This is a genomic window from Pseudomonas frederiksbergensis, assembly GCF_017114915.1.
Classification (GTDB): Bacteria; Pseudomonadota; Gammaproteobacteria; order Pseudomonadales; family Pseudomonadaceae; genus Aquipseudomonas; species Aquipseudomonas frederiksbergensis_I.
The window spans coordinates 65,111-78,263 of sequence record NZ_JAAUOE010000002.1 but is presented as its reverse complement, the minus strand read 5'-3'; the positions used below and the strand labels follow the sequence as shown (position 1 = coordinate 78,263).

The following is a 13,153-nucleotide window of genomic DNA, read 5'->3' as shown; positions in this document are numbered from 1 at the left end:
GCCAGGTACTACTGCTCGGGTGACTGTTTAGTTCAGAGAGCACTGCACGGAACCTGCCAGCTCCATTGGTTACCCGAGTTTAATTTTTTTCGCAAGCGGGCCAGTCGTTGACTCCGCAGCCAAGCATTCAAACAGATGGAATTAGAAAATGCCCTCTAAAGAGCCAGAGTCCTGATTTAGAGCATCAGCTTGACGACCGACTCATTCGGATCACGGGTCTTTCCAGCTGCTTTGAGCTCTGCAAGATAATCGTTCCACAGATCCTCTCGGCGCACCGCCAGCTGGTACAGATACTCCCAAGTGAACAGGCCGCTGTCGTGGCCGTCGTCGAAGGTCAATTTCAGTGCGTACTGACCGGCCGGTTCGACCTTGCTCAGGCCGACGCCGATCTTGCCAAATTGCAGGATAGGTTTGCCGTGGCCCTGGACCTCGGCGGAAGGAGAGTGCACGCGAAGGAACTCGGCGGGGAGGTGATACTCCTCGCCGGACGCGTATTTGAGCGTCAGGGTTTTGGAGGCTTTGTGCAGCTTTATATCGGTGGGAAGCATAGAAAATGGCCTTGGGCGGCAAGCTACAAGCTGCAAGCTTAACTCTATCAGCTTGACGCTTGTAGCTTGCAACTTGAGGCTTACAGAATATAGCGCGACAGGTCTTCGTTCTGCGCCAATTCGCCCAAGTGGCTGTTGACGTAATCGGCATCGATCAGGATCGGCTTTTCCTCGTGGGTACTGGCCAGGTCACCGGCGCTGAACGACACCTCTTCGAGCAGACGCTCGAGCAAGGTGTGCAGGCGACGGGCACCGATGTTCTCGGTCTTCTCGTTGACCTGCCAGGCAATCTCGGCAATACGCTTGATGCCGTCCGGCTGGAACTCGATGAGCAGCCCTTCGGTTTTCAGCAGCGCGCAATACTGCTCGGTGAGCGATGCATGCGGCTCACTGAGGATGCGTTCGAAATCTTCCGGGCTCAGGGCCTTGAGTTCGACCCGAATCGGCAGACGGCCTTGCAGCTCCGGCACCAGATCGCTCGGCTTGCTCAGGTGGAACGCACCGGAAGCGATGAACAGGATGTGGTCGGTCTTGACCATGCCCAGTTTGGTGTTGACGGTGCAGCCTTCGATCAGCGGCAGCAGATCGCGTTGCACGCCTTCGCGGGACACGTCGACGCCACCGGAATTGCCGCGCTTGGCGACCTTGTCGATCTCGTCGATGAACACGATGCCGTTTTGTTCGACCGCTTCCAGCGCCTTGGCTTTCAATTCTTCATCGTTGACCAGGCGGCTGGCTTCTTCGTCGCGCACCAGTTTCAGCGCTTCCTTGACCTTGATCTTGCGGCTTTTTCGCTTGCCCTTGCCCATGTTGGCGAACAGGCTCTGCAACTGGTTGGTCATTTCTTCCATGCCCGGTGGCGCGGAGATATCGACGCCGGTGATTTCGGCCACTTCGATTTCGATCTCCTTGTCATCCAGCTGACCTTCACGCAGGCGTTTGCGGAACAGCTGACGGGTGTTGGAGTCCTGGGCCGGTGCGGCGTCTTCGTTGCTGAAGCCCATGCGTGCCGGTGGCAGCAAGGCGTCGAGGATGCGTTCTTCGGCGGCGTCTTCGGCGCGGTGACGAACCTTGGTCATTTCCTGTTCGCGCAGCAGCTTGATCGCCGCGTCGGCCAGATCACGAATGATCGACTCGACGTCGCGGCCGACATAACCCACTTCGGTGAATTTGGTCGCTTCGACTTTGATGAACGGCGCGTTGGCGAGTTTGGCCAGGCGACGGGCGATCTCGGTTTTGCCGACACCGGTCGGGCCGATCATCAGGATGTTCTTGGGGGTGACTTCGACGCGCAGCTCTTCTGGCAGCTGCATCCGGCGCCAGCGGTTGCGCAAGGCGATGGCGACGGCGCGTTTGGCATCGTCCTGGCCGATGATATGGCGATTGAGTTCGTGGACGATTTCACGGGGGGTCATGGGCATAGTCATTGGCGGTCCTCAAGCAAAAGTAAGCCGTGGCGCGATGGCCAACACAGCTTACTCAGCGAGATCCTGCTCCTCGATGGTGATGTTGTGGTTGGTGAACACGCAGATGTCGCCAGCGATGCCCAAAGCGGTTTCGACGATTTCCCGGGCCGACAGGTCGGTCTTTTTCAACAGCGCGCTGGCCGCCGCCTGGGCGTAGCCACCGCCGGAACCCATGGCGATCAGGCCTTCTTCGGGCTCAACCACGTCACCGTTACCGGTGATGATCAGGGAGGCATCTTTGTTGGCGACCGCAAGCATGGCTTCGAGGCGGCTGAGGGAGCGGTCGGTGCGCCATTCCTTGGCGAGTTCGACGGCGGCGCGAACCAGGTGACCCTGATGTTTCTCGAGCTGGCCTTCGAAACGCTCGAAGAGGGTGAAGGCGTCAGCGGTAGCCCCGGCAAAACCGGCGATAACCTGGCCGTGATAGAGGCGGCGAACTTTCTTCGCGTTGCCTTTCATCACGGTATTGCCGAGCGAAACCTGGCCGTCGCCGCCCATGACGACTTTGCCGTGGCGGCGAACTGAAACGATGGTGGTCAAGGGAGAGTCTCCACGCAGCGGGGCGAAAATGCCTTATGCCCACTCATATGGGGGTGGTGGAGCGTTTTTCAACTGTAGGACGGGAGAAGGGACGAGCGGTGCCTGACAGATGATCGTTCCCACGTTCCGCGTGGGATTGCAGCCCGGGACGCTCTGCGTCCCTTGCGGCGCCGGAACGCGGAGCGTCCCTTGAGGCGTTCCCACGCAGAGCGTGGGAGCGATCAGATGCGGTGTCCCTGACGGGAATCAGCGGCTCTGACGTTGTTGTAACAACAGGTTGCTGAAACCGCTGCCGGCCAGTTGTTTCTGGGCGGTGGTCAGTTGTTCGCGGTTGCTGAACGGGCCGACCAGCACCCGATACCAGGTCTCGTCCTTCACGGTGCCGGATTCAACCGACACGGCCTGCCCCAGCAGGATGATCTGCGCACGCACCTTGTCGGCATCGGCTTCCTTGCGGAACGAGCCTGCCTGTAGGAAGAACTTGGTCACCGGCGCCGCTTTTGCCACCGGTGGCGCTGGCGGCGGGGTGATGCCAGCCAATGCCGCCTGAGCCCGGGCGGTGTCGATCTTCGCCGCTTCCGCAGGCGTCACTGGCGTGGTCGGTACGGCCGGCACTTGCGGCGTCGGCAGGGTTTTCTCCGGCACCGCATCCGGCGGCACGATGACTTCCGATTCCGGCAGCAAGGTGTAGAAGTCGTACTTCGGCTTTACGGGTTGCGTCGGGCTCGGCGGGGTTTTGTTGGCCTCGGCGATCTTGGTGGCTTTCTGCTGCTCGATCTTCTCGCGCTTGACGCTGTCGCTGCCCTTGCCCGGCTCCAGCTTCATCAGGAACACAATGAACGCGCCGACCGTCAGGCCGATGGCCATCCACAGCCAGCCCGGGATCGGTTGCTTTGCAGGAGCTTGGTATCGGCTGGCGCCACGCTTGGGTGCAGGTTTTTTCTTGGCAGCCAACTTACATGCGCTCCAGAGTTTCCAGACCCAAGAGTTCCAGGCCTTGCTTGAGAGTGCGGCCGGTCAGTGCGGCAAGGCGCAGGCGGCTCTGCATTTGCGCCGGGGTGTTGGCAGCGAGGATCGGGCAGTTCTCGTAGAAACTGGAAAACAGGCCGGCCACATCGTACAGGTAGGTGCAGAGGATGTGCGGCGTGCCTTTGTCAGACACGTTATTGAGGATTTCGCCGAACTGCGCCAGTTTCGCCGCCAGCTCATGTTCGTGCGACGCTTCGAGGACGATTTGCCCTTCGACTTCGCTGAAGTCCTTGCCGAGTTTGCGGAACACGCCGGCCACCCGGGTGTAGGCGTACAGCAGGTACGGCGCGGTGTTGCCTTCGAAGTTCAGCATCAGGTCGAAGTTGAAGCTGTAGTCGCTGGTGCGGTGCTTGGACAGGTCGGCGTACTTCACCGCGCCGATGCCCACGACCTTGGCAATGTTGCGCAACTCGTCTTCGGCCAGCTCCGGGTTCTTCTCCTTCACCAGCGCATAGGCGCGCTCCTGGGCTTCGGTCAGCAGATCGATCAGCTTCACGGTGCCGCCGTCACGGGTCTTGAACGGACGGCCATCGGCGCCGTTCATGGTGCCGAAGCCCATGTGTTCCATTTCCATCGGATGGGTCACGAAGCCGGCCAGTCGCGCGACCTGGAATACTTGCTGGAAGTGCAGGGCCTGGCGCTGGTCGACAAAGTACAACGCGCGATCGGCTTTCAGCACGCCGCTGCGGTAGCGCACGGCCGCCAGGTCAGTGGTGGCGTAGAGGTAGCCGCCGTCGGCCTTGACGATGATCACCGGCAGCGGCTCGCCCTCGGCGTTCTTGAATTCGTCGAGGAACACGCATTGAGCGCCGTTGCTCTCGACCAGCATGCCCTTGGCCTTGAGGTCGTTGACCACGTTGATCAGGTCGTCGTTATAGGCGCTTTCGCCCATCACGTCGGCCATGGTCAGTTTGACGTTCAGCAGTTCGTAGATTTTCTGGCAATGGGACAGCGAGATGTCCTTGAACTTGGTCCACAGCGCCAGGCAGTCCGGATCGCCGGCTTGCAGCTTGACCACCAGGCCACGGGCGCGATCGGCGAACTCTTCGGATTCGTCGAAACGCTGCTTGGCGGCACGGTAGAAGTTTTCCAGGTCCGACAGCTCGTCGCTGGTAATCGGGTTTTCCTGCAGATAAGCCATCAGCATGCCGAACTGGGTGCCCCAGTCGCCGACGTGGTTCTGACGAATCACGGTATCGCCGAGGAATTCCAGAACCCGGGCCACGCCGTCGCCGATGATGGTCGAACGCAAGTGGCCGACGTGCATCTCTTTGGCCAGGTTCGGCGCCGACAGGTCGACCACGGTGCGCTGCGCCGGACCGGCCTTGCGCACGCCGATGTGTTCGTCGGCCAGGGCCGCGTCCAGGCGGGTCGCCAGGGCTTGAGTGTTCTGGAAGAAGTTCAGGAAGCCGGGACCTGCGATTTCGGTCTTGCTGACGTTTTCGTCAGCCGGCAGCGCGGCGATGATTTTCTCGGCCAGGTCGCGGGGTTTCATGCCGGCCGGCTTTGCCAGCATCATGGCGATGTTGCTGGCGAAGTCGCCGTTTTTCTTGTCGCGAGAGTTTTCCACCTGGATCGCCGGCGACAGGCCTTCAGGCAACACACCTTCGTTGACGAGTTGGGTGATGGCTTGTTGGATCAGCTGGCGAATGGTGTCTTTCATGGTCTTCTCTTTCGACCGCAGGCGCGGCGGCGCTTCAGTGCGCTGGTGGAAAAACTGGGCATTATCCGTTGCGAAGACGGGCTTGCCAACTATAGCGGGCAGGTTATGGATAGGTGGTGACAAATTGCCCGCGAAGGCAATCTCTCGATCAATACAAATCGACCGGATCCACATCCAGCGACCAACGCACCGCGCGCCCACTCGGCATCTGTTCCAAAACCAGCAACCAATGGCTCAGCAATCGATGCAGCGGCGCCCGGGCCGTGGCTTGCAGCAATAACTGCGCGCGGTAGCGTCCGGCCCTGCGTTCCATTGGCGCCGGCACCGGCCCCAACAACTCGATACCGGTCAGATGCTGCTCGGCCAGAAGTCGCTCGGCCTCGCTGCACGCTTCATCGAGGAAACCTTCGGCCTGTCCCGGTTTGTGCGCTTCGGCCCGCAGCAGCGCGAGATGCGCAAACGGCGGCAGCCCGGCGGAGCGGCGTTCGCTCAACGCCTGTTCGGCAAAGGCGAAATAGCCCTGCTCGGTCAGCTGCACCAGCAGTGGGTGGTCCGCCAGGTGCGTCTGGATGATCACTTTGCCCGGCTCTTCGGCCCGGCCCGCGCGGCCGGCGACCTGGACGATCAACTGCGCCATGCGTTCGCTGGCGCGGAAGTCGCCGGAGAACAGTCCGCCATCGGCATCGAGAATCGACACCAGGGTCACCCGGGGAAAGTGGTGACCTTTGGCAAGCATTTGCGTGCCGACCAGAATGCACGGTTGGCCTTTCTGGATGGTCGCGAACAGCTGATTCATCGCGTCTTTGCGTGAGGTGCTGTCGCGGTCGACCCGCAGCACCGGGACGTCCGGGAACAGAATCCCCAGGCGTTCCTCGGCACGCTCGGTACCAGCGCCCACCGGTCGCAAATCGACCTTGCCGCACTTCGGGCAATGCCGGGGCACGCGTTCGACGTAGCCGCAATGGTGGCAGCGCAGCTCCCCCGAGCGCTGGTGCACGGTCATGCGCGCGTCGCAGCGCTGGCATTCGGACATCCAGCCGCAGTCGTGGCACAGCAACGTTGGGGCGAACCCTCGACGGTTGAGGAACACCAGCACCTGCTGGCCGGCGGCCAGGGTCTGACCGATGGCTTGTTGCATCGGCCCGGAAATGCCGCTGTCCAGTGGGCGACTTTTCACATCCAGGCGCAGGAAGCGCGGTTGCTTGGCGCTACCGGCCCGTTCATTCAGGCGCAGGAGGCCGTAACGACCGGTGTAGGCGTTTTGCAGGCTCTCCAGCGAAGGGGTGGCGGAGCCGAGGACAATCGGGATGTTCTCCTGGCGGGCGCGAACCAGAGCCAGGTCGCGGGCGTGGTAGCGCAGGCCTTCCTGCTGTTTATAGGAACCGTCGTGCTCTTCATCGATGATGATCAGGCCGGGGTTCTTCATCGGCGTGAACAGCGCCGAGCGGGTGCCGATAATAATGTCGGCTTCGCCATCCCGTGCGGCCAGCCAGGCGTCCAGACGCTCGCGGTCGTTGACGGCGGAGTGAATCAGCGCGATGCGCGCATTGAAGCGCTGCTCGAAGCGCGCCAGGGTTTGCGGGCCGAGGTTGATCTCCGGGATCAGTACCAGGGCTTGCTTGCCGGCTTCGAGGGTTTCACGGATCAGTTGCAAATAGACTTCGGTCTTGCCGCTGCCGGTGACGCCGGCCAGCAGGAACGCGTGATAACTGTCGAACCCGGCGCGAATGGCTTCAAAAGCAGCGCGCTGCTCCGGGTTGAGCGGTAATTCCGGTTGCGCCAGCCAGTGTTCGTGGCGAGCGCCGGGCGCGTGCCTGCGGATGTCGACCTGCACCAGATCCTTGGCCAGCAGCAGGTCGAGGCTGTCCTTGCTCAGCATCAGTTTGCTCAACAATTGATGGGCGACGCCGTGGGGATGCTGGGCCAGGGTCGCCAGGGCTTCACGCTGCCGCGGGGCGCGGGCAATGCGCGGGTCATCGAGGCTGGCGCCGGGCGCGGCAGACCAGAAACGCTCCTGACGGGCTTCGGCCAGTTCGCCCTGGCGCAGCAACACCGGCAACGCCCAGCTCAACGTGTCGCCGAGGCTGTGCTGGTAATACTGGGACGTCCACAGGCACAACTTGAACAGCGCGGGCGGTAGCGGCGGTACGGCATCGAGCAGCGCCAGAGCCGGTTTGAGCTTTTCCGTCGGGACTTCACTGTGATCGGTGACTTCCACCAGAATCCCGATCATCTCCCGCCGACCGAACGGCACCCGCAAGCGCATGCCCGGATGTAGCTGGGCGCGCAGGACTCCGGCCGGTGCGCGGTAATCGAACAGGCGGCGCAGGGGCGAAGGCAGGGCGAGGCGCAGAATGGCGTCGGGCACGCGATTGTTTTCTCGAAATCAGGGGGCAAGGAAGAAGGCCGGGAGCCTAGCAGACGGTCGGGCGAAGCGACAGCTTGCGTGATCGCGAAGGTCTGGTAGAATCCGCGGCCTAATTACGTGCGGTATTCAACAATAGTGTTGGGTGGCGGCACGCTAGCCTGAGGAAGACACCATGAAAGCCGATATCCATCCAGAATACCCAGTAGTTGCCGTCACTTGCAGCTGCGGCAACAAGTTCGAAACCCGTTCGACCTACGGCAAAGCCCTGGCGATCGACGTTTGCAACGAGTGCCACCCGTTCTACACCGGTAAGCAGAAGACTCTGGATACCGGCGGCCGTGTTCAGAAGTTCGCCGATCGTTTCGGTGCTTTCGGCGCGAAAAAGGCCTAAGGCCGATCAACTTGGGAAGCCGTCACGGTTTTTCCATGCTGATGAAAAAGGCGTCCCTCGCGGGCGCCTTTTTTGTGTCTGCGATTTGGCTTTCCTCTGCCCAGGCCTTCTGTCCGGCGCCGAGCGGGCTGACGCCGGTCGCGGTGCAGCGAGTGGTGGATGGCGACACCTTGCGTTTGAGTGATGGCCGCAGCGTGCGCATGATCGGTTTGAACACGCCGGAGCTGGGCAAGCAGGGTCGTTCCGACGAGCCGTTCGCCGTGGCTGCGCGCAAACGCCTGGAAGCACTGGTGGCCGCCAGCGGCGGGCGGGTCGGTTTGCTGCCGGGTAAGGAAAGCAAGGACCATTACGGCCGCACCCTGGCCCATGTCTACAGCATCGATGGCGCCAACCTCGAAGCGCAGATGCTCGCTGAAGGCCTCGGTTTTCAGGTCGCGGTGGCGCCGAACGTCGATTTAGTCGGCTGCCAGCAAGCGGCGGAACGCAGTGCCCGTCAGGCCGGTCTCGGGCTGTGGCGCCAATCACCTGTGCTGAAAGCGGAGCAGATCAGCGCGTCCGGCTTTGCCATGCTCAGTGGTCGTGTGAGCAGGATTCAGCGCAATCGCGGCGGTGTTTGGATCGAGTTGCAGGATTCGGTTGTATTGAAGGTTGCGCCCAATCTGCTGGGTCAATTCGATGTTGCGGCGCTTGAAAAGCTCAAAGGCAAGCAAATCGAGGCTCGTGGCTGGGTGGTGGATCGTTCGCGTCGCGGCGGACTGAAACCCGGGCAGGCGCGCTGGCTTTTGCCGCTGACCGATCCGGCGATGTTGCAGGCGGCACCATAAGAAAAAGTTGTAGGCATTTTTTCTATTGATTGTGAACAGTCCATTCCTTGTGTTCCGTGGCTCTTGGCCCAAAGTCGTAGGGGCTGGCGCTTGACAGGGGTGACTGGCCAGTCTTGTGGGGACTTTGCGACACGCGTATCCTCGGCGGTCCGTCTGTCCAACAGTAAAAAGCGGAATGCCCACATGTCTGATCTGAAAACTGCCGCTCTCGAATATCACGCCAATCCTCGTCCAGGGAAGCTGAGTGTCGAGCTCACCAAGGCCACCGCTACCGCCCGCGATCTGTCGCTGGCCTACAGCCCCGGCGTAGCCGAACCGGTACGCGAAATCGCCCGCGATCCTGAACTGGCCTACAAATACACCGGCAAAGGCAACCTGGTTGCAGTCATTTCCGATGGCACCGCGATTCTGGGCCTGGGTAACCTCGGCCCATTGGCTTCCAAGCCGGTGATGGAAGGTAAAGGTGTTCTGTTCAAGCGCTTCGCCGGCATCGACGTGTTCGACATCGAAGTCGACTCCGAAAGCCCGCAAGCCTTCATCGACACCGTCAAGCGTATCTCCATCACCTTCGGTGGCATCAACCTGGAAGACATCAAGGCACCTGAGTGCTTTGAAATCGAACGCGCGCTGATCGAGCAGTGCGACATTCCGGTGTTCCATGATGACCAGCACGGCACCGCGATCGTGACCGCTGCCGGCATGATCAACGCCCTGGAAATCGCTGGCAAAACCCTGGCTGACGCCAAGATCGTCTGCCTGGGCGCCGGTGCTGCCGCCATCTCCTGCATGAAGTTGCTGGTGAGCATGGGTGCCAATATCGAAAACATTTACATGGTTGACCGTACCGGTGTGATCCACTCCGGTCGTGACGACCTGAACCAGTACAAGGCTGTGTTCGCTCACGCGACCGAGAAGCGCACCCTGGCTGATGCTCTTGACGGTGCCGACGTGTTCGTTGGTTTGTCTGGTCCGAATCTGCTGAGCGCTGAAAATCTGAAGCTGATGGCCAAGGACCCGATCGTGTTCGCCTGCTCGAACCCTGATCCGGAAATCGCTCCTGAGCTGGCTCACTCCACTCGCAATGACGTGATCATGGCCACCGGCCGTTCGGACTACCCGAACCAGGTCAACAACGTACTGGGCTTCCCGTTCATTTTCCGTGGTGCCCTGGACGTTCGCGCCAAGCGCATCAACGAAGAAATGAAAGTGGCTGCCGCCAACGCCCTGCGTGAACTGGCCAAACTGCCAGTGCCTCAGGAAGTGTGCGACGCCTACGGTGGCATCAAGCTGGAATTCGGTCGTGAGTACATCATTCCGAAACCAATGGATGCCCGCCTGATCACCGTGATCTCCGATGCCGTGGCCAAGGCTGCGATCGAGACGGGTGTGGCGACCCTGCCGTATCCGAAGAACTACCCGCTCAAAAGCGTGGATGACGTGTTCAACGGCTAAGCCGTTGTAGCGCTTCAACCAAAGGCCCCGGCTCATTCTGAGTCGGGGCTTTTTTGTATCTGAGGGGTTTGTATTGACCGTTCCCACGCTCTGCGTGGGAATGCCTCAAGGGACGCTCTGCGTTCCAGTTCGCGAAAGGGACGCGGAGCGTCCCAGGCTGCATTCCCACGCAAAGCGTGGGAACGATCAGCCGACAGGCAATAAAAAGCCCCGCACTTCTTTCGAAGGCGGGGCTTTTTGGTGTTGCGGCGATCAGAACAAATCGATCGGCGCTGCCTCGTCCGCTGGCAGCGGGCTACCCGGTACGTTGCCGGTACCCAGCTCGTTCACCGACGGCGGCGTGTCTTCGGCCTTGAACAGTTCGAAGTAGGCGCCTGGCGTGCCTGGGGTGGCTGCACGGCCGCTGACCGGGTCGACGCGCAGGCTGAGGATGCCTTCAGGTTCTGGCTGGGTATGAGGTGGCTTGTCTTTGAGGGCGGCGCCCATGTAGTTCATCCAGATCGGCAGGGCGACGGTGCCACCGAACTCGCGTTTGCCCAGGCTTTCCGGTTGGTCGAAGCCGGTCCAGACGGTGGTCACGTAATCGGCGTTGTAGCCGGAGAACCAGGCGTCCTTGGATTCGTTGGTGGTGCCGGTCTTGCCCGCAATGTCGCTGCGGCCCAATGCCAGGGCTCTACGGCCAGTGCCGAGTTTGATCACGTCCTCAAGCATGCTGTTGAGGATGTAGGTGGTGCGGCCGTCGATGATGCGCTCGGCCACGGCTGGCGTTTGTGGCGCTGGCTGGGTGCTCGGCGCTTCGCCTGGGGTAGCGTTGACCGTGAAGGTGTTGGCGGCCGGTACGGCAATGCCGTCGCTGGCGACAACGCCTTTTGGAACGCTCGGCGGATTGGCAACGAACAGCGTGTCGCCATTGCGGCTTTCGATCTTGTCGATGATGTACGGGGTGATCTTGTACCCGCCGTTGGCGAAGGCGCTCCAGCCAGTGGCGATTTCCATTGGCGTCAAGGTCGCGGTGCCCAATGCCAGGGACAGGTTGCGCGGCAGGTCCTGCTTGTTGAAGCCGAATTTGCTGATGTAATCGATGGTGCGGTCGACACCCAGCGCTTGCAGCAGGCGGATCGATACCAGGTTGCGCGACTTGTAGAGCGCTTCACGCATGCGGATCGGGCCGAGGAAGGTATTGGTGTCGTTCTTCGGACGCCAGACCTTGTCCAGGTACTCGTCGACGAACACGATCGGAGCGTCGTTCACCAGGCTGGCGGCGGTGTAACCGTTGTCCAGAGCGGCGCTATAGACGAACGGCTTGAAGCTCGAACCCGGCTGACGCTTGGCCTGCATGGCGCGGTTGTAGTTGCTCTGCTCGAAGGCAAAACCGCCGACCAACGAGCGAATGGCGCCGTTCTGCGGGTCGAGGGAAACCAGCGCGCTCTGGGCCTGTGGAATCTGGCTGAATTTGAGCGAATTGTCTGGCTGGCGCTGTACGCGAATCAGATCGCCGACCTGCGCGACATCCGACGGCTGCTTCGGATTGGCGCCCATGCTGTTGGTGTTCAGGAACGGACGGGCCCACTTCATGGTGTCCCAGGCAACGTGCTCTTCGCCGGTGCGGGTCAGCACCTGCAAGCCGTTTTTGTCGACCTGGGTCACGATCGCCGGTTCCAGGCTGCTGATGGTTCGTTGCTTGGTCAGCTCCAGGGTCCAGGCTTCTCGGGTTTTGCCCGGCAAGCGTGATTCGGGGCCGCGATAACCGTGCCGTTGATCGTAGGTCATCAAACCTTCGTGAACCGCGGTGTTGGCCATTTCCTGCAAATCGCTCGGCACCGTGGTGGTGACGCGGAAACCTTCGGTGTACGCATCACTGCCATAGCGGCCGACCATTTCGGCACGGGCCATTTCCGCGACGTACGGTGCATTCACTTCCGGGGTCGGTACATGGTAGCTGGCGTTCAGCGGCTCATTGATCGCAGCGGTGTAGTCGGCTTCGGTGATCTTGCCGAGCTTGTACATGCGCCCCAGGATCCAGTCGCGACGCTCCTTGCTGCGGGCCGGGTTCGCCAGGGGGTTGAAGCGTGACGGGGCTTTTGGCAGGCCGGCGATCATCGCCATCTGCGCCAGGCTGACATCACGAATCGACTTGCCGTAATAGACCTGCGCCGCCGCTTCGATGCCATAGGCGCGGTTACCCAGATAGATCTTGTTGACGTACAGCTCGAGGATCTCGTCCTTGGTCAACTGTCGTTCGATCTGTAGCGCCAGGAGGATTTCGGTGGTCTTGCGCGAAAAGCTGCGTTCGCTGGTCAGGAAAAAATTCTTCGCCACCTGCATGGTGATGGTGCTGCCGCCGGATTGAATGTGTCCGCTTTTTACTAACTGGGTGGCGGCACGCATCAGGCTGCTGGGATCGACGCCGTAGTGATTGGCGAAATTGTCGTCTTCAGCACTTAGTAACGCATTAATGAAATTGGGGGGAATGTCGGCGAAACGGATCGGCGTGCGGCGCATTTCGCCAAATTCTGCTATCAACTTATTGTCGCTGCTGTACACCCGCAAAGGAATCTGCAACTGAATACTTCTCAGCGCCTCCACGGACGGCAATCCAGGACTAAGGTAAAGGAAAGCGCCGCTCAGACCCAGGAGCAGTCCGCAGAAAACGGCGACGATGGACCAACCGAAAAATTTCAGCAGACGAATCAAGGCTTTTGGATATCCAGAGCAAAAAATGAATTAGGTATCAGGGTTCAAGCTATACAGAGAATGACCCGCGCTTGCAGCAAAAAGCGGAAAAAACGCTCGGTATTATAAGCATTTTTCCGAAGGGGGCGTCATTTTGCGCTGCTGTCAAGACGGGGGGTATTGAACGCAATGGATATTA

Annotated in this window: 10 protein-coding genes; 3 read left to right on the top strand and 7 right to left on the bottom strand. The window is 60.7% G+C overall.

Translation table 11 applies throughout. The annotated features are described in order from the left end of the window. Nucleotides 1-176: 176 nt before the first annotated feature. The 6 genes from HCU66_RS01850 to HCU66_RS01825 form a co-directional block, all read right to left on the bottom strand. Nucleotides 177-548 (bottom strand): gamma-butyrobetaine hydroxylase family protein, encoded by a 372-nt coding sequence (locus tag HCU66_RS01850; RefSeq protein ID WP_205886768.1) that lies wholly within the window; start codon nt 546-548, stop codon nt 177-179. Nucleotides 549-628: 80 nt separating this feature from the next. Next, on the bottom strand, nt 629-1,969 hold the full coding sequence (gene hslU / locus HCU66_RS01845; RefSeq protein WP_205887076.1) for an ATP-dependent protease ATPase subunit HslU: 1,341 nt from the start codon (nt 1,967-1,969) through the stop codon (nt 629-631). 54 nt (nt 1,970-2,023) lie between these two features. Further along, nucleotides 2,024-2,554, bottom strand: coding sequence for an ATP-dependent protease subunit HslV (gene hslV, locus HCU66_RS01840; RefSeq protein ID WP_007936812.1), 531 nt, complete (start codon nt 2,552-2,554; stop codon nt 2,024-2,026). Between the two features lie 246 nt (nt 2,555-2,800). Continuing rightward, on the bottom strand, nt 2,801-3,508 hold the full coding sequence (locus HCU66_RS01835; RefSeq protein WP_205886766.1) for an SPOR domain-containing protein: 708 nt from the start codon (nt 3,506-3,508) through the stop codon (nt 2,801-2,803). Between the two features lies 1 nt (nt 3,509). Then, complete coding sequence (argS, locus tag HCU66_RS01830; protein WP_205886764.1) at nt 3,510-5,246, bottom strand: arginine--tRNA ligase; 1,737 nt, start codon at nt 5,244-5,246, stop codon at nt 3,510-3,512. Nucleotides 5,247-5,394: 148 nt separating this feature from the next. After that, nucleotides 5,395-7,614, bottom strand: a complete 2,220-nt coding sequence (locus HCU66_RS01825) for a primosomal protein N' (protein ID WP_205886762.1) — start codon at nt 7,612-7,614, stop codon at nt 5,395-5,397. A 172-nt stretch (nt 7,615-7,786) separates the two neighbouring features. Here HCU66_RS01825 and rpmE point away from each other — a divergent pair, with 172 nt between their 5' ends. The 3 genes from rpmE (at nt 7,787) to HCU66_RS01810 (ending at nt 10,281) form a co-directional block, all read left to right on the top strand. Continuing rightward, the gene (rpmE, locus tag HCU66_RS01820) at nt 7,787-8,005 is read left to right on the top strand and encodes a 50S ribosomal protein L31 (RefSeq protein ID WP_047700495.1); all 219 of its coding nucleotides are present in this window, start codon (nt 7,787-7,789) and stop codon (nt 8,003-8,005) included. A gap of 35 nt (nt 8,006-8,040) precedes the next feature. Continuing rightward, nucleotides 8,041-8,829, top strand: a complete 789-nt coding sequence (locus HCU66_RS01815; RefSeq protein WP_205886760.1) for a thermonuclease family protein — start codon at nt 8,041-8,043, stop codon at nt 8,827-8,829. A 183-nt stretch (nt 8,830-9,012) separates the two neighbouring features. Then, complete coding sequence (locus HCU66_RS01810) at nt 9,013-10,281, top strand: malic enzyme-like NAD(P)-binding protein (protein ID WP_205886759.1); 1,269 nt, start codon at nt 9,013-9,015, stop codon at nt 10,279-10,281. Between the two features lie 252 nt (nt 10,282-10,533). Here HCU66_RS01810 and HCU66_RS01805 read toward each other — a convergent pair whose 3' ends face one another. Then, nucleotides 10,534-12,972 carry a penicillin-binding protein 1A gene (locus tag HCU66_RS01805; protein WP_420908037.1) on the bottom strand — a complete coding sequence of 813 codons (2,439 nt, stop codon included), beginning with the start codon at nt 12,970-12,972 and terminating at the stop codon, nt 10,534-10,536. Between the last annotated feature and the right edge of the window lie 181 nt (nt 12,973-13,153).